Genomic DNA, 14,547 nt, shown 5'->3' on the forward strand with positions numbered 1-14,547 from the left:
CTCCAGCGCAAGCTCGCGATCCTCGGGAGATACCACATCCGTGCCACGGTGCGCGTTCACCCACTTGTTCAGCGTCGAAAGCCCAACGCCCAGATCATCCGCAACTTGTCGCCGTGTCAGCCCGCTGGTCAGCGCAATTCGCACCGCGTCTTTGCGGAATTCATCCGTTCTTCCTGTGCCCATAGTTCGTCTCCTTTGTTGCAGTAAATGCTATCAAAGGAGCGGCATCAAACCGCGACAGGTCCACTTTCCATGATCGATCAGCCAGATTTCATTTTTACTCCCGAATAGAAGATTCTGGAGGTTTCTGTCCACGTTCGCCACCCAAGTGTCGAAGCCATAGAGGCAACTCTTCTTACTCCAGGCCTTCAAATACTGTTCAATAATCTGCCGTCCCAAAGGGTGGCTTGTTTGAAGTCGCTGAAGGAGGTTTGGTGTCTGAGCGTCGACGCTGGCGAACACAAGAATCCCACCAGAAATTTTGTGCCCTTTATCGAACTGATTTTTGTCATTGAAGGTATCGGGCACAAAAGTAAGGATCGCCGCTGGAATTGGTAAACCCAGTTTTTGACCTATCAGGTTTGCAACAAGCTCATTTACGATTTCAATGCGGTCAATGTTCTTTAGCAGACATGACTTAACGGACCCATCAGCCAATTCAACTTGACCTCGGTAAAGAGTGTTTTTGCTCTTAACAGCGCTAAAGGGGAGCGGCTCACCAATTAGAGTTCCAACTACCGGATTCAATTTCTAAGGCTCCATTTGTCACTGCATCCAAAGTGGCAGCATTCAAATCCGTACTTGGATAGGCTGAAAAGCGGGTTGGATCAACCACCTTTAGAGGAGAGAGAAGGTGTTGACAGGACCTCGCCCCGCGAAGAATGGCGCATGCCTGCTACCGCATTGCGGCGGCGGTCATGAGCCGAAGGCGAAGCGCGGTCGAGATCGTGTCAAAAGGAGGGAAAGGTTCCACGTACCGATCACACCGTGCCGTAGGTGGAAATGCAGGCAGGTGACTGCATTTCGAGGCCGTGGGAGGGAGCAAATTTTCTGTGGTCCTCAAGCCCAGAAGGAAATCTGGACATGGAATGCCCGGAATGGACATCTTGTTTCTTCTTCGGTGTGAGTGAGGCGCCATCCAAGATATTATACAAATCTTGTCTCAATTAGTCTGAAACAATCGCAGAACTGTTGGCGGGTAGGATGGTGGGGTGTGGTCGACTGCATGCAATTTTGTATGCAAAATCAAACTATTATAGGTCATGTTGGAGGCGAGTACCGGAATCGAACCGGTGTTCACGGATTTGCAATCCGCTGCGTCACCACTCCGCCAACTCGCCGCCAAAGTGGGTGAACGTCGCTTAAAGGATATTTCAACCTGCTGCAAGTCCCCAACACGCGGCGATTTGGTGTTTCTGAGGCGTTGCCGCTGGTTTCAGGATGTGACAAAACATAAGATAGGAATCTGAACGAAAGAGTTTAGCAGATGACAGACTTTGCCGCACGCCGCACCATGATGGTCGATACTCAGATCCGTCCTTCGGACGTGACCAAGTTTCCCATCATCGAAGCGATGCTGACTGTTCCGCGCGAAGAATTCGTACCGGACGATAAAATCGAAGCCGCCTATGTTGGCGAAAACCTTGATCTGGGCGGTGGCCGGGTGGTTCTGGAACCGCGCAGCTTGGCCAAGATGCTGGATGCGCTGGATATTCAGGATGATGAACTGGTGCTCGATCTGGGCGTCGGTCTGGGCTATTCTGCCGCGGTGATCGCGCGGATGGCCGAAGCGGTTGTGGCGGTGGAAGAAAACGAAGCCCTGGCCGAAGATGCGCAGGCGGCGCTGGCAAGGGTCGGGGCCGACAATGTCGCGCTGCATGTGGGCCCTTTGGCCGATGGTGCAGCGCTGCATGGGCCTTATGATGTCATCATGCTGGAAGGGGCGGTCGAAAACGTGCCGGCGGCCCTGCTGGACCAGTTGAAAGAAGGTGGCCGGATCGGTTGCCTGAAAGCGCGCGGGGCGCTGGGTGTTGCGGAAGTCGGCTATAAGATCGACGGCGAGGTCACTTGGCGCTATGCTTTCAATGCCGGTGCGCCGGTTTTGCCCGGTTTCGAACGGCATCGGGCTTTCACGCTGTAAATCTTTCAGCACGCCCTGCCGGGCGCGTTGTCATCGTAGCAGGCAAAGATTACGGAGCGCAAAATGAGCGGTACAGGTTTCAGACGGAAAGTGATGACAGGCATCACCACGGTGATGTTGGCGGTATCTGGGCCGGTTGCGGCGCAGGCCGATAACTTGGCCAATGTGTTGGCCGATGCTTACAAGAACAGCGGTTTGTTGGAACAGAACCGCGCCTTGTTGCGCGCCGCGGATGAAGACGTGGCGGTGGCGGTGGCCGCATTGCGGCCGATCGTGTCCTGGGCCGCCGACCTGAGCCGCAGTTCTTCGCGTTACGCGACTTCTTCGACTTTCTTCACCCCGCGTGACAGCGCATCGACGACGGTGTCGGTGGGGTTGTCGGCGAGTCTGCTGCTGTTTGATGGCGGTGCCAGCAAGGGCCAGATCGAAGCGGCGAAGGAAACCGTGCTGGCAACCCGGCAGGCGCTGGTCGGAGTCGAACAGAACGTGCTGTTGCAGGCGGTCGATGCCTATACCAGCCTGCGCACCCAATCCGAAACCGTCGCGCTGCGGCAAAACAACGTTCGGGTGATCTCCGAAGAGCTGCGCGCCGCCAAGGATCGTTTCGATGTCGGCGAAGTCACCCGTACCGACGTGGCCCAGGCCGAAGCCCGGCTGGCAGAGGCACAGGCGGCGCTGGCGCAGGCTCAGGGCGATTACCAAGGCGCGCGGGAATATTTCATCGCCGCGGTTGGCCGCAATCCGGGCGCAATGCAGGCATCGCCACCGGCCCCCGCCACGGCAACGTCGATCGAAGGCGCCAAGGCGCTGGCGGTCAAGAACCATCCCGACATCCTGCAAGCCCAGCATCAGGTCGCCGCTGCCGATCTGGCGGTTGTCGTGACGCGCGCCTCGATGGGGCCGCAAGTGTCGCTGACGGGAAGCTACGGGATCGAAGAAACCTTCGACAGCACCGCCTTTTCCAAGGGCGGATCGGTCGGGATCGAAATGTCTCAGCCGATTTACTATGGTGGTCGGCTGTCAGCGGCAAATCGTCAGGCGATCGCGCGCCGGGATTCCGCCCGCGCCGCGCTACGGCTCAGCAGCATTTCCGTGGCCCAGAACGCTGCAACCGCCTTTGCCAATCTTCAGGTGGCGCGGGCGGCCCGGGTGTCCAGCGAACGGCAGGTCCGGTTCGCAACCGTCGCCTTCCGCGGTGTGCGCGAAGAAGCGACTTTGGGTGCACGCACCACGCTTGACGTGCTCAATGCCGAACAGGAACTGCTGAATGCCAATGCCAACCTGATCACATCGCGGGCCAATGAATATCTGGCTTCTTATTCCCTGCTGGCAAACCTTGGATTGCTGACTGCGGACCATTTGAACCTGAACGTGACCCGCTACGATCCGGCCGCCTATTACAATCAGGTGAAAAACGCACCGGCCCTGTTAAGCGCCCAAGGTCAGAAACTGGACCGGGTGCTGCGCGGCATCGGCAAAGAGTGATCTTTAGGATCGGTTGTTAGAATCTTGCACCGGGGTTACACTGACCCCGAGGCAAGAGTAGGATAATAAATGTCGGATCCGGTCACCAATGTAGAAATCGAGGATGTACTGGCCTCTATCAAGCGGCTGGTCTCCGAAGAATCACGTGCTGAAACCATGGCCCCCGAACCCCCGGGCAAGCTTGTCCTGACACCGGCCTTGCGGGTTGCCGAACCAAATGTGACCGATCGCGGCACGCCCGAAAGCGGGCAGGACCACCTGCCAGAAGCGCCGTTTTCCAGCTCCGAAGATGATCTTTATACCGAAGATACCGAAGAACCGCTTCGGGTCGAAAGCGCCGAACTGGAAGCCTGCTTTGCCGACGTGGTCGATGCCGAAGACGTCATCGCCGAATTCCGCCATGTTGGGGATGTCGAAGACGCCGAAACGGTACAAACCGAAGAGGATAACGGGGCAGGGGACTGGGACACGGTTCAACCCGCCCAACAGGCCAAAACGGTTCCGTGGGACGATATCGAAGACGCCGAATATGACGCCGTGGATGACGACACCACAGAAGAGCAGCCAGCGCTGGAGGCGGTCGAAGCCCCCGTCTATACCACCGAATCCAAGGTCGAAGACGCCACCCCGGACTATGACGCCTATGCCGATGAAGAAGATGATCTGGATGATCTGGCAGCCGTGTCAGCCGAAGACGAAGCCATTCTCGATGAAGAAACCCTGCGCGAACTGGTCGCCGAAATTGTACGGCAGGAATTGCAGGGCGCTCTGGGCGAACGGATCACCCGCAACGTGCGCAAACTGGTGCGCCGCGAAATCCACCGCGCCCTGACCAGTCACGAATTGCAATAGCGCGGTCGCTGCGCCAACCGCAGCAGCAGGTCGAGATCGAAATGCGTCTCGATATGCACGGCCAGCCTGTCCAGAACCGCATCCAATTCATCCGAATAGGCGACCTGAACCTGCGCCCCCAGTTGTGACAGATAGGCGGCGCGGAACGCATCCGACCCGAACAGCCCATGCAGATAACAGCCGCGCACCTGACCGTTGCGGCTGCTGGCCCCCTCGGCGCGGCCCGACAGGTCCAGCCAGGCGCGGGCGCAATCGGGGCCGGTGGTTTCCCCCAGATGAATTTCATAGCCCTCCACCGGGGCACCGCTGGGCAGGTAAGTCGCCCGGCTCAGCGCCAGCCGCTTTTGCGGGGTCATCACCGTCACCACGTCCAGCAATCCCAGACCGGGAACCGTTTCCGGCCCCCCTTCGATGCCATCGGGATCGGAAATTTCCCGGCCCAGCATTTGATAGCCGCCACAGATGCCCAACACATGACCGCCGCGGCGGATATGCGCCTTCAGGTCGATATCCCAGCCTTGCGCACGGAAATCGGCCAGATCGGCGATGGTGGATTTCGACCCCGGGATCAGCACCATATCGGCATCGCCCGGCAGCGCCCGGCCCGGCTCAATGATGTCGACACTGACACCGGGTTCGGCGGCCAGCGGGTCGAGGTCATCAAAATTGGCGATCCGCCCCAGACGCGGCACCGCGATCTTGAACCCGTCGCCCTTGGACGATGCGATATCCATCACGTCTTCGGCGGGCAATCGCCAGGCATCGGCGAACCACGGCAACACCCCCAAGGATGGCCAGCCGGTGCGTTGTGTGATCACCGTCATCCCGTCGTCGAACAAACGCACATCACCGCGAAACTTGTTGATGGCAAAGCCCTTGATCCGCGCCGCGTCGGCTTCGGGCAGGATCGTTTGGGTGCCGACGATCTGGGCAATCACCCCGCCTCGATCAATATCGCCCAGCAGGATCACCGGCACGCCCGCAGCTTCGGCAAACCCCATATTGGCAATGTCGCCACGGCGCAGGTTGACTTCGGCCGGGCTGCCGGCCCCTTCGACCACGACGATATCCGCGCCATCACATAGGCGCTGAAAGCTTTCCAAGGTGGGGCGCATCAGGTCGGGTTTTGATTTGGAATAATCGCGGGCGCGCAACGTGGCAAAGAGCTTGCCTTGAACGATCACCTGCGCGCCGGTATCGGTTTCGGGTTTCAACAGCACCGGATTCATGTCGGTATGCGGCGCCACCCGCGCCGCCAGCGCCTGCAATGCCTGTGCCCGCCCGATTTCGCCGCCATCTTCGGTGACGGCGGCGTTGTTCGACATGTTCTGCGGCTTGAAGGGACGGACCGAAAGACCGCGATTGGCCAAAGCCCGCGCAATCCCGGCCACCACCATGGATTTACCCACGTTCGATCCCGCGCCCTGGATCATGATCGCCTTGGCCATCTGCCGCCCCTTACTGCTTTGGGTCCGGGTCTAATCGCAAAGCGATCGGGGCAAAAGCCGCAAGGCGACGATTTTCAATCGTCTTGCGGTCCGCGGCGGCGAATATCGGGATAGGGGGTGCCGTCCAGATAGTGATAGAAATTCGGCGACCCGGTATCGACCATCAGGTCCAGCCCGGGATAATAGGCGTGTTCGCCCGGCATCCGCGATCCGAATTCCAGCACGATCACATCCGCGTCGGTCCGGTTTTGCAGGCAATGGCCGATTTCTTCGCCCGCTTTGAAGCCGACACAATCGCCCGGGGTCAGTTGTTCTTCGCTGTCACCATAGACAAGCGTCGGTGTGCCCGCGATGATATAGACGAATTCGTCTTCCTTTTCGTGCCAATGCGGCAGCGCCGACCAACACCCCGGCGGCAGCCGGGTCTGATTGACCCCGAATTGGGTCAATCCCGCGGCATCCCCCAATGCACGTTTTTCCCGTGCCTTGGTCTTTTGGTGAAAGGGGGGCGGGTACAAGGTCCCAACCTTGGCGGGCAGGGCGGCGATATCTATTTTCTTGCGCATCGAAACCTCCGTTTGGTTCGATGGTCAGAGTAGTATTCGGGCCTTGTCTGCGAAAGTTCTGTTTTGTGAATTGTCATGTGACGACATGTGAAGAAAAGAAAAACGCGTCTTCCCCCGGAAGACGCGTTTTTTCATTTGGCAGACTTTAAGTCTGGATCAGGCCGCTTCGGCCTGCTGCGCCGCGTTGCGACGTTCGCTTTCTTCGCGCGACAGGGCGACCGAAGTCCGAACGCCTTTGCCGACGAATTCCATCAGCCCATTGACCACCCGTTCGTTGGGGTCAATACCGGCGCAGGACAATACTTCACGACCGTCGCGCGACCTTGCCCAACGGGCGATCTGCTCGGGACCGTTGCCATATTTCTTGTCATCGGCGATGGCATCATCGAGTGCAGCCAACACAACGGCTGCGAACAGTTTGCGGGCCCGGTTGCCTTGCTCGTTATTGAAGGCCGTGCCGTCAACGAAATCTTTCATGTTTCGTCCTTTGTTATTGCTCTTGTCTTTCTGGCGTAGCGCCGCTTATGACCTATTGTTGGTGATTCGGATAGCCTTGTATTGCATGGCTATCATGCGCTGTGTGCATGGCTCATCCAGCTGTCTTTCGATATCTGGTTTCCTTGCCATGGGTCCGAACCCCATATATAGGTGCGTTCAAACTTCCATCAACCTTTTGCCAAGGTTTTGTCATATGTCGAAAATCAACGGTAACGAAATTCGTCCGGGAAATACCCTGGAACATGACGGCGGTCTGTGGGTCGCCGTGAAAGTAGATCACGTCAAGCCCGGAAAGGGCGGCGCCTTTGCTCAGGTCGAAATGAAGAACCTGCGCAACGGGTCCAAACTGAACGAACGCTTCCGCTCTGCCGATAAGGTGGAACGGGTGCGGCTGGAACAGAAAGATCAGCAATTTCTCTATGAAAACGATGGGATGCTGGTGTTCATGGACACCGAAACCTTCGATCAGGTCGAACTTCCGGCCGATCTTCTGGGCGACCGCCGCCCGTTCCTGCAAGACGGCATGACCGTGGTGATCGAATATTACGACACCGAAGCGTTGAACGTGACGGTGCCGCAGAAAGTGGTCTGCAAGATCGTGGAAACCGAACCGGTGGTCAAAGGTCAAACGGCAGCAAATTCGTTCAAACCCGCCCTTCTTGATAATGGTGTCCGGGTCATGGTGCCGCCCTTTGTCGGTCAGGACGAAGACATCGTGGTGAATACCGAAACCATGGAATACGCCGAACGCGCCTGATCGCAGCGTTTATTTACGTGACGTCACAGCCGGGTTTGTTGCCCGGCTGTTTCATTTTGGGCCCGAAGTCCCTCCGGCGCTGGTCCGATCCGGTTTCTTGATCACTCCAGCAGACGCAACCGCGCCGATCCGGCGGTCATTTCGCCGCCCGCGCGATCGAACCGCAAATAGGCTATCGCCCGGCTGCCCGCGCTGGTGAACAGTGTGCCCGCCTCTTTTTCGCCGGCCATGATCGGGGTGCCCACAGCGGCGCTGCCGTCAATTTCGACCACCCGCAACCCTTTGCGCAGCTCGGTCTTGTGTTTCATCCGCGCGGTCACTTCCTGCCCGACATAGCAGCCTTTGCGAAAATCGACACCGTTCAGCCGGTCGAACCCGGCTTCCAGAATATAACTGTCGGGGGTCAACTCAATCCCGGTTTCGGGGATGCAATGGGCCACCCGGATCGCGTCCCAATCGCTGCCGTCATCACCGTTTTCCGCCCCGTATAGCCGCCAGCCAAGTGCGGCGTCGCGCGGATCGGCAAACGCCCCTTCGGGCATCGGCCCGGTGCCGCGGCGCACCTGCACCCCGGTTTCTTCGATACTCACCTTGGCGCGCAATTTATACATGGTCAGCCGTTGCAACAGCATCGGCGCCAGGCTGTCATCAGCATCGACAAGAATGGCATCCCCCTCGGGCACCAGGAAAAAATCGGCCATGTATTTGCCCTGCGGCGTCAACAGCGCGGTATAAACCAAACCATGATCCAACCGATCGACATCATTCGTCACCAGGTTTTGCAGGAAATGGCGGGCCTCTTCCCCGGTGATACGAAAAACATGTCGGTTCATTTTCAACTCTCCCTTTCGGTCTTTGGCTGTAATATAGCGCGGGGCAGGGACGGCAACAGGGGACAGACATGCGCGCGGCACTCTCGGTGATTATTCCAACCTTGAATGCGGAACAACAGCTTCCGGCCTGCCTGTCGGCGCTGATCGAAGGGCTCGAAGCGGGGCTGGTGCGCGAATTGGTGATCAGCGACGGCGGCTCGACCGACGCCACCTTGCGGATCGCCGATGATGCCGGAGCCGTCGTGGTCAACGGCGCACCATCGCGCGGTGGTCAGTTGCGGCGCGGGGTGCTGGCTTCGGGCGGCGATTGGGTTCTGGCGCTGCATGCCGACACTGTCTTGCCGTCTGGCTGGTCCGATTGCGTCCAGGATCACATCAATTTCCGCATCGATCAGGCGGGATATTTCCGGCTTGGCTTTGACCGTGGCGGCTTTGCCGCCCGGTTCGTCGCCGGTTGGGCCAATTTCCGGTCGCGCCTGTTCGGCTTGCCGTATGGCGATCAGGGATTGCTGCTCTCGCGGGTATTATACGACGATATCGGCGGCTTTGCCGATCAGCCGCTGATGGAGGATGTCGCGATCTGCCGCCTGTTGCAGGGGCAATTGCGGGAAATCCCGCTTACCGCCCGAACCAGCGCCGCGAAATACGTGAAAGAAGGCTGGTGTCGTCGCGGGGCGCGGAACCTTTGGACCCTTTTGCGCTATCTTTCCGGCGCTGACCCGCATGACCTTGCGCAATCATATCGGCGGTCGGACCCTCGGTCTTGAATTGCAGCCGGTACAGATCGGCATAAATCCCGCCACGGGCTAACAATTCGTCATGGCTGCCTTCGTCGACCACCCGGCCTTTGTCCATCACCACGATCTTGTCGGCATTGCGCACGGTCGACAGCCGGTGCGCGATTACCAATGTGGTGCGCCCCTTCGACAGCTTGTCCAGCGCGTCCTGCACCACCTTTTCCGATTGCGCGTCCAGCGCGCTGGTGGCTTCGTCCAGCAATAAAACTGGCGTATCGCGCAGCAACGCGCGGGCAATCGCGATGCGCTGGCGCTGCCCCCCCGACAGGTTCGATCCGCGCGGCCCGGCAGGGCTTTGCAACCCGTCGGCCAGCTTGGGCAGGAAATCCGACACATGGGCGGCCTGCAACACGGTATTCAACTGGTCGTCGCTGACATCGCCCCGGCCCAGCAGGATATTTTCCTTCAAGGTTTCGTCAAACAGCGCGGCATCCTGCGATACCACCGAATACAGCCCGCGCAGATCGGCCAATGACATCGCATTGGCCGCAACGCCACCGATTTCCACGGTACCACCCTGCGGGTCGACCAACCGGGTCAGGATGTTGAAAATAGTCGATTTCCCCGCCCCCGACGCCCCGACCAACGCGGTGGTCTTGCCCGCAGGTGCGGTCAGCGTCGCCCCGTTCAGAACCTTGGTGTCGCCATAGCTCAGCTCGACCCCGGTCAGCCGGATTTCGGGCATTCCCGCCGGTGCGGGCACCGGACGGGCGGGCGAGGTCAGCTTGGGTTTCTCATCCAGCAATTCCTTGATCCGCTCGATTGCGGCAGCGGCGTTTTGCCAGATCCCGGTCACCGCGCCCAACCGGCGCAGCGGTTCAAAGGCAAAGCCGATGGCGGTGAAAAAGCTCATGAACTGTCCGATGGTCTTGTCGCCGGAAATGATTTCCGCGCCGCCGAACACCAGAACCCCCAGAAATCCCAGCCCGGCCATCACGTCGATCAATCCGGGGATCGCGGCCGCGCCCAGCTTCGCCTTCACATCGGCCCGCACCAATTCTTCGGTCAAGGCGCGATAGCGGTTCGATTGATAGCTTTCCAACCGGTTCAGTTTCACCGGCACGATGCCATGAAACACCTCATCCAGACGGATTGCCAGTTTTGCACCCAGATCGCGGGCTTCGCGGGCGCGACTGCGCACGAACCCTTGCACGAATTGCGCCGGCAGCACCAGAATCGGGGTGCCGATACAGGCCACCAATGTCCATTGCCAATCGACCGAAATCGCCACCCCCATCAGGATGATCAGCGCGATCAAATCGCGCCCGGCCCCGGTGATGACGGCATTCCACACCTGACCCACCGCTTCGACATCGGCCTGTACCCGCTGGATCAGGAACCCCGGCGGATGGCTTTGATGAAAACCGCCATCCAGCCGCATCAGGTGATCCAGCATTTCAATCCGCATATCCGCAGCCGACCGTTGCGAAATCAGCGCCAACAGCGCCTTTTGGCCAACGCTGGCGACCGCGCGGGTCACGAAAATCGCCATGATCGCCGCGCCGACCCACCACAGGGCGGCGTGGTCCCCGGCGATGAAGACCTGATCGAACATCGGCCTCATCATCCAGCTGAGCGCGCCAAGCGTCGATCCTTCCAGCGCCATGAACACAAGCGCGGCCAGCAGCAGCCACAGATGCTTGTGCAGGTATTTCCGCCACAGCCAAGCCAGCAACTGACGGCTTTTGACCCCGGCGGCGGCGGTCATTGCGGGATTTTCCGGCCGTTGCGGAACCCGGCGGTTAGTGCCGCTTCGTCATATTCGTCGCGCAACCAGTCTTCGAAAACAATCGGACCCTGCTTCAATCGGGCCTCGTAAACGTCCAGGAAATAATCCAAAATCCCGGTCGTATGCGCCTTGATATGCAGGTATTTGAACGACAACATGGTCTTGGCCTCGGCCAAGGGGGCACCTTCGATGACCAGCTTGTAAACCGCGCTGGCCAATCCGGCACGATCCGCGCCCGATTTGCAATGCATCATGAACGGGCGTTCGATGTCGCGAAAAATCTCGATCAGTTTCAGCATGTTGTCGCGCGGCGGCGCGGCGCGGGCATGCAGCCCGATATCGATCATCCTGATCCCCAGCGCGGCACAGCTTTCGCGTTCCAGCAGGTAATGCGGTTTGCTGGGCGAGGTGCCACGCAGGTTGATCACCGTCTTGATCCCCATCGCCGCATAGCGTTCGAACCGGTCATGGGTGGGCTGGTTCGACCGGTACACGCCCGGCGCAATTTCAAAAAAATTGGTCCAGCGGCGGCGCAGGATGGCGTGATCGGCCCAATTGTAATGGGTCATCGCCATGCGGCGGTGGTCGGGATTCGTCAGGTCGATATTGGCGGGCAGGGTTCTGCCCTTTTCCCAATCCCGGTATTTCTGCACCAAAGTCATAGGCATTCCGCATCTTTTCAGTCGCGCATCTTGTAGGCATCCCGCATCACATAGGCAAGGATGATGGTTTCCGCCGCCCATGCGCTGAATTGCAATGCAGCGCACGGGGAGGAATATCCGACATCACCAAAATTGATCCTAATCACGATTGACGCCGGTCCGGCTTTGATTAACCTCGCCGCGTCAATTCATTGCTTTGACACCCCGCGACATTTTTCCAACTGCCTGAAGTGATGGTGCCTCCCGGGTGCCAGCAGTAACCTACCGGAGCCGCCTATGAACCTGTCCTACGGTCGTCCCTATCTCGCCATCCCCGGCCCATCCGTCATGCCCGACGAAGTGTTGCGCGCGATGCACCGCGCGTCGCCCAATATCTATGAAGGTGCGCTGATTGACATGGTCGCGGGGATGATGCCCGACCTCAAGCGGGTGGCGGGAACCGTCCATGACGCCGCGATCTATATCAGCAACGGTCATGGCGCATGGGAAGCGGCGCTGTCGAACGTGCTGGCGCCGGGCGACCGGATTCTGGTGCCCGCGACCGGCCGGTTCGGTCATGGCTGGGCCGAAATGGCCGACGGGTTGGGTGCCGATACGCAACTGATCGATTTCGGCCGCAACCGCCCGTTCGACCTGAACCGGATCGAAGAGGCCCTGCGCGCCGACAAGGACCACCGGATCAAGGCGGTTCTGGCCAGCCATGTCGATACGTCCAGCGGTGTGCGCAACGATATCGCCGGGCTGCGCAAACTGCTCGATCAAATCGGTCACCCGGCGCTGCTGATGGCCGATTGCATCGCCTCGCTGGCCTGTGACCGGTTCGAAATGGATGCCTGGGGCGTCGATGTGACGGTCGCGGCCAGCCAGAAAGGCCTGATGACCCCGCCGGGGCTCGGCTTCGTCTTCTTCGGGCCCCGCGCCGCCGAAGCCCGCGCCGGATTGGACCGGGTCAGCCGCTACTGGGACTGGACCCCGCGCGCCAACCCCGAAATGTTCTACCAGTATTTCGGTGGCACCGCGCCGACCCATCACCTGTTCGGCCTGCGCGCGGCTTTGGACATGATCCATGCCGAAGGGATCGACCATGTCTGGCGCCGCCATGACGTGCTGGCCCGCGCGATCTGGGCCGCCGCCGATACCTGGGCCAGCGACGGACCGCTTCGCCTGAACGTCGCCGATCCCGATCACCGCGCCCGTTCGGTCACCTCGCTGCGGCTGGGGCTGCCCTATGGTGCCCAGCTGCGCGACTGGGTCGAAACCAATGCCGGTGTCACCCTCGGCATCGGGCTTGGCATGTCAGAAGACGGCGATCCGCAGGGGCGCGGCTTCTTCCGCATCGGTCATATGGGGCATCTGAATGCCCATATGGTGCTGGGCATGCTGGGCAGCATCGACACCGCGTTCAAGGCGCTGAACGTGCCGCATGGTCGCGGCGCGCTCGACGCCGCCGCAACCGTGATGGCCCAGGACTAGGTCCCGGGCGCATCGCGACCCATCCCGCGGGATCAGCCCGGCTTGTCGGCCAGCGCCTTGCACCAGCTTTCCATTTCCGTGGTCGCCACTTCCATCGGCGGTTCCATGAACCCGACATGGAAATGATCGCCCATATCGGCCACCCCGATCGAGCGCGGCCTGACCGCCAGCACATGCGGGTTGGGCAGCGCTACGCCGAAACAGAACACGATGTTCTTGGCCGCCTTGACGCTGTCGGCAATCGTGCCGTCGATCGATTGGGTGTGGGCATAATGATCGAACACCGCGATATCGGCGACCTTGGGATGGGCGTCGATCTTGGTCTTCAGCACCGCGATAATGTCATCGACGCTGGCGCAACTGGTTTCGGATTTCGCGATCTGGAGTTCGAAGATCGGGTATTTTTCCATTAAAAGAGACTGTTTCATCGGGGGATATCCTTATCATCTATCGGGAACCGGACCAAAGGGGCCAGCGTACCGAGATAACATGTATCCATGATGCGAGATTATGTGATGTGGCAGCTTGCCTCACCCCGAGAGGGGGGAGGGGGGTGAGGGAAGCGGAAGTTCGCTGCGATCGCGAATAGCTGAGTAGTCGGGCCGAAACTTGACCTTCGTTGCAGTAGCAAGAGGACCAAGGCACATTTCTAGTGTTCCCCACCTGACGTAAGATTCCCGGTGTGTCTTTGGTGCGCCCTCGGTTGCTCCGACGAAGGTCAGGGGGCCGCTATGCGGTACAAAGCTACAAGTGACACTTTGAGGTCAAATCAGATTTCCAACCGGGTACGTGCCCCACTCCGGTTTCCCGTTGCGGGAAGCAACTCAGAAGCTTTGCCCAAGCCGAAAGGCGGCATCCCTGAATAGACAGTTTCGTATTGCCCAGCTTCCACCAGATAAGTTTCATGCCAAATTCCAACTTCCGCTCGGTTGGTTTTCATGCGCTTATTGAATGCCACCCATGCCGGAAAATGCGCATGATCTTTTGAGCGGGCATATCGCTCAAGATGTTCGAAACTCCTCCAATACTGGACGATTGCGCCAAAGCCGATACTCGTCGCGCCCAGAAACCCAGTCTCTTCGGAGGGCAATGCGTTCAGTTCCTTCAACATCTTTGGCATAGCCATGACAGCCGGAAACCACTTGTGGGGCTTTAGCGGCTTGTTCATTCTCAGGCCAATTAGAAAGACAACAAAGTCCCCCTCTATATGGGCGGTCATTCTTTTTTCGTTCACTTCAGACATTACTGGGCTCCAGCTGTTTTGCTACAAGTCTGGCGGCAGTGAACTCAAAGCGCACAACAATACC

Annotated in this window: 16 protein-coding genes, 1 tRNA gene and 1 pseudogene; 6 read left to right on the forward strand and 12 right to left on the reverse strand. The window is 59.2% G+C overall.

Features of this window, described 5'->3' with window-relative positions; genetic code table 11:
* From TG4357_RS04255 to TG4357_RS04265, 3 genes are all read right to left on the reverse strand, one after another.
* The coding region (locus TG4357_RS04255; protein ID WP_058261643.1) for a transposase at positions 1-183 on the reverse strand (183 nt) is incomplete at its 3' end.
* A gap of 30 nt (positions 184-213) precedes the next feature.
* A complete protein-coding gene (locus TG4357_RS04260) occupies positions 214-747 on the reverse strand; it encodes a HipA family kinase (RefSeq protein ID WP_058261644.1) in 534 nt (177 codons plus the stop codon).
* Positions 748-1,266: 519 nt separating this feature from the next.
* Positions 1,267-1,340: transfer RNA gene (locus TG4357_RS04265), tRNA-Cys, on the reverse strand.
* A gap of 146 nt (positions 1,341-1,486) precedes the next feature.
* Here TG4357_RS04265 and TG4357_RS04270 point away from each other — a divergent pair.
* From TG4357_RS04270 to TG4357_RS04280, 3 genes are all read left to right on the forward strand, one after another.
* On the forward strand, positions 1,487-2,140 hold the full coding sequence (locus TG4357_RS04270; RefSeq protein WP_058261645.1) for a protein-L-isoaspartate O-methyltransferase family protein: 654 nt from the start codon (positions 1,487-1,489) through the stop codon (positions 2,138-2,140).
* A 63-nt stretch (positions 2,141-2,203) separates the two neighbouring features.
* Positions 2,204-3,625 (forward strand): TolC family outer membrane protein, encoded by a 1,422-nt coding sequence (locus tag TG4357_RS04275; RefSeq protein ID WP_082644070.1) that lies wholly within the window; start codon positions 2,204-2,206, stop codon positions 3,623-3,625.
* A gap of 69 nt (positions 3,626-3,694) precedes the next feature.
* On the forward strand, positions 3,695-4,477 hold the full coding sequence (locus tag TG4357_RS04280; RefSeq protein WP_058261647.1) for a DUF2497 domain-containing protein: 783 nt from the start codon (positions 3,695-3,697) through the stop codon (positions 4,475-4,477).
* On the opposite strand, the gene TG4357_RS04285 is transcribed toward TG4357_RS04280, so the two are convergent.
* From TG4357_RS04285 to TG4357_RS04295, 3 genes are all read right to left on the reverse strand, one after another.
* Entirely contained in the window at positions 4,462-5,925 is a 1,464-nt protein-coding gene (locus tag TG4357_RS04285; RefSeq protein WP_058261648.1) for a cobyric acid synthase, read from the reverse strand. The genes TG4357_RS04280 and TG4357_RS04285 overlap by 16 nt on opposite strands.
* 74 nt (positions 5,926-5,999) lie before the next feature.
* A complete protein-coding gene (locus TG4357_RS04290; RefSeq protein WP_058261649.1) occupies positions 6,000-6,491 on the reverse strand; it encodes a cupin domain-containing protein in 492 nt (163 codons plus the stop codon).
* Between the two features lie 156 nt (positions 6,492-6,647).
* A complete protein-coding gene (locus tag TG4357_RS04295; protein WP_058261650.1) occupies positions 6,648-6,968 on the reverse strand; it encodes a DUF6280 family protein in 321 nt (106 codons plus the stop codon).
* A 214-nt stretch (positions 6,969-7,182) separates the two neighbouring features.
* Here TG4357_RS04295 and efp point away from each other — a divergent pair, with 214 nt between their 5' ends.
* Entirely contained in the window at positions 7,183-7,746 is a 564-nt protein-coding gene (gene efp / locus TG4357_RS04300; RefSeq protein ID WP_058261651.1) for an elongation factor P, read from the forward strand.
* Positions 7,747-7,847: 101 nt separating this feature from the next.
* On the opposite strand, the gene ygfZ is transcribed toward efp, so the two are convergent.
* Positions 7,848-8,579, reverse strand: a complete 732-nt coding sequence (ygfZ, locus tag TG4357_RS04305; protein WP_058261652.1) for a CAF17-like 4Fe-4S cluster assembly/insertion protein YgfZ — start codon at positions 8,577-8,579, stop codon at positions 7,848-7,850.
* Between the two features lie 68 nt (positions 8,580-8,647).
* Here ygfZ and TG4357_RS19010 point away from each other — a divergent pair.
* Positions 8,648-9,262, forward strand: a pseudogene (locus tag TG4357_RS19010) (glycosyltransferase); the annotation flags it as partial.
* Here the strand turns inward: TG4357_RS19010 and TG4357_RS04310 are convergent.
* The 3 genes from TG4357_RS04310 to TG4357_RS19915 are packed head-to-tail and all read right to left on the reverse strand — an operon-like array spanning position 9,198 to position 11,913.
* Complete coding sequence (locus tag TG4357_RS04310; protein ID WP_058261653.1) at positions 9,198-11,084, reverse strand: ABC transporter ATP-binding protein; 1,887 nt, start codon at positions 11,082-11,084, stop codon at positions 9,198-9,200. The pseudogene TG4357_RS19010 and the gene TG4357_RS04310 sit on opposite strands and share 65 nt — an antisense overlap.
* Complete coding sequence (locus tag TG4357_RS04315) at positions 11,081-11,773, reverse strand: fused DSP-PTPase phosphatase/NAD kinase-like protein (RefSeq protein WP_306345476.1); 693 nt, start codon at positions 11,771-11,773, stop codon at positions 11,081-11,083. The genes TG4357_RS04310 and TG4357_RS04315 overlap by 4 nt, the downstream gene beginning before the upstream one ends.
* A gap of 11 nt (positions 11,774-11,784) precedes the next feature.
* Positions 11,785-11,913 carry a hypothetical protein gene (locus tag TG4357_RS19915; RefSeq protein ID WP_267886189.1) on the reverse strand — a complete coding sequence of 43 codons (129 nt, stop codon included), beginning with the start codon at positions 11,911-11,913 and terminating at the stop codon, positions 11,785-11,787.
* Between the two features lie 130 nt (positions 11,914-12,043).
* Between TG4357_RS19915 and TG4357_RS04320 the strand changes: the two genes are divergently transcribed.
* Positions 12,044-13,240 (forward strand): pyridoxal-phosphate-dependent aminotransferase family protein, encoded by a 1,197-nt coding sequence (locus TG4357_RS04320; RefSeq protein ID WP_058261655.1) that lies wholly within the window; start codon positions 12,044-12,046, stop codon positions 13,238-13,240.
* Between the two features lie 32 nt (positions 13,241-13,272).
* On the opposite strand, the gene TG4357_RS04325 is transcribed toward TG4357_RS04320, so the two are convergent.
* Positions 13,273-13,668: a DUF6858 family protein gene (locus TG4357_RS04325; protein WP_058261656.1), complete on the reverse strand. Its 396-nt coding sequence runs from the start codon at positions 13,666-13,668 to the stop codon at positions 13,273-13,275.
* Between the two features lie 341 nt (positions 13,669-14,009).
* Positions 14,010-14,483 carry a DUF4188 domain-containing protein gene (locus tag TG4357_RS04330; RefSeq protein WP_058261657.1) on the reverse strand — a complete coding sequence of 158 codons (474 nt, stop codon included), beginning with the start codon at positions 14,481-14,483 and terminating at the stop codon, positions 14,010-14,012.
* Positions 14,484-14,547 lie beyond the last annotated feature (64 nt).

The sequence above is a fragment of the Thalassovita gelatinovora genome (assembly GCF_001458355.1).
Lineage (GTDB): Bacteria > Pseudomonadota > Alphaproteobacteria > Rhodobacterales > Rhodobacteraceae > Thalassobius > Thalassobius gelatinovorus.

What these genes read in the sequence shown, in the direction of transcription:
- TG4357_RS04280 (WP_058261647.1), top strand. Translation starts at nt 3,695, where the DNA reads ATGTCGGATCCGGTCACCAATGTAGAAATCGAGGATGTACTGGCCTCT.
- ygfZ (WP_058261652.1), bottom strand. Translation starts at nt 8,579, where the DNA reads ATGAACCGACATGTTTTTCGTATCACCGGGGAAGAGGCCCGCCATTTC.
- TG4357_RS04320 (WP_058261655.1), top strand. Translation starts at nt 12,044, where the DNA reads ATGAACCTGTCCTACGGTCGTCCCTATCTCGCCATCCCCGGCCCATCC.
- TG4357_RS04315 (WP_306345476.1), bottom strand. Translation starts at nt 11,773, where the DNA reads ATGCCTATGACTTTGGTGCAGAAATACCGGGATTGGGAAAAGGGCAGA.
- TG4357_RS04310 (WP_058261653.1), bottom strand. Translation starts at nt 11,084, where the DNA reads ATGACCGCCGCCGCCGGGGTCAAAAGCCGTCAGTTGCTGGCTTGGCTG.
- TG4357_RS04295 (WP_058261650.1), bottom strand. Translation starts at nt 6,968, where the DNA reads ATGAAAGATTTCGTTGACGGCACGGCCTTCAATAACGAGCAAGGCAAC.
- TG4357_RS04290 (WP_058261649.1), bottom strand. Translation starts at nt 6,491, where the DNA reads ATGCGCAAGAAAATAGATATCGCCGCCCTGCCCGCCAAGGTTGGGACC.
- efp (WP_058261651.1), top strand. Translation starts at nt 7,183, where the DNA reads ATGTCGAAAATCAACGGTAACGAAATTCGTCCGGGAAATACCCTGGAA.
- TG4357_RS04270 (WP_058261645.1), top strand. Translation starts at nt 1,487, where the DNA reads ATGACAGACTTTGCCGCACGCCGCACCATGATGGTCGATACTCAGATC.
- TG4357_RS04285 (WP_058261648.1), bottom strand. Translation starts at nt 5,925, where the DNA reads ATGGCCAAGGCGATCATGATCCAGGGCGCGGGATCGAACGTGGGTAAA.
- TG4357_RS04330 (WP_058261657.1), bottom strand. Translation starts at nt 14,483, where the DNA reads ATGTCTGAAGTGAACGAAAAAAGAATGACCGCCCATATAGAGGGGGAC.
- TG4357_RS04275 (WP_082644070.1), top strand. Translation starts at nt 2,204, where the DNA reads ATGAGCGGTACAGGTTTCAGACGGAAAGTGATGACAGGCATCACCACG.
- TG4357_RS04325 (WP_058261656.1), bottom strand. Translation starts at nt 13,668, where the DNA reads ATGAAACAGTCTCTTTTAATGGAAAAATACCCGATCTTCGAACTCCAG.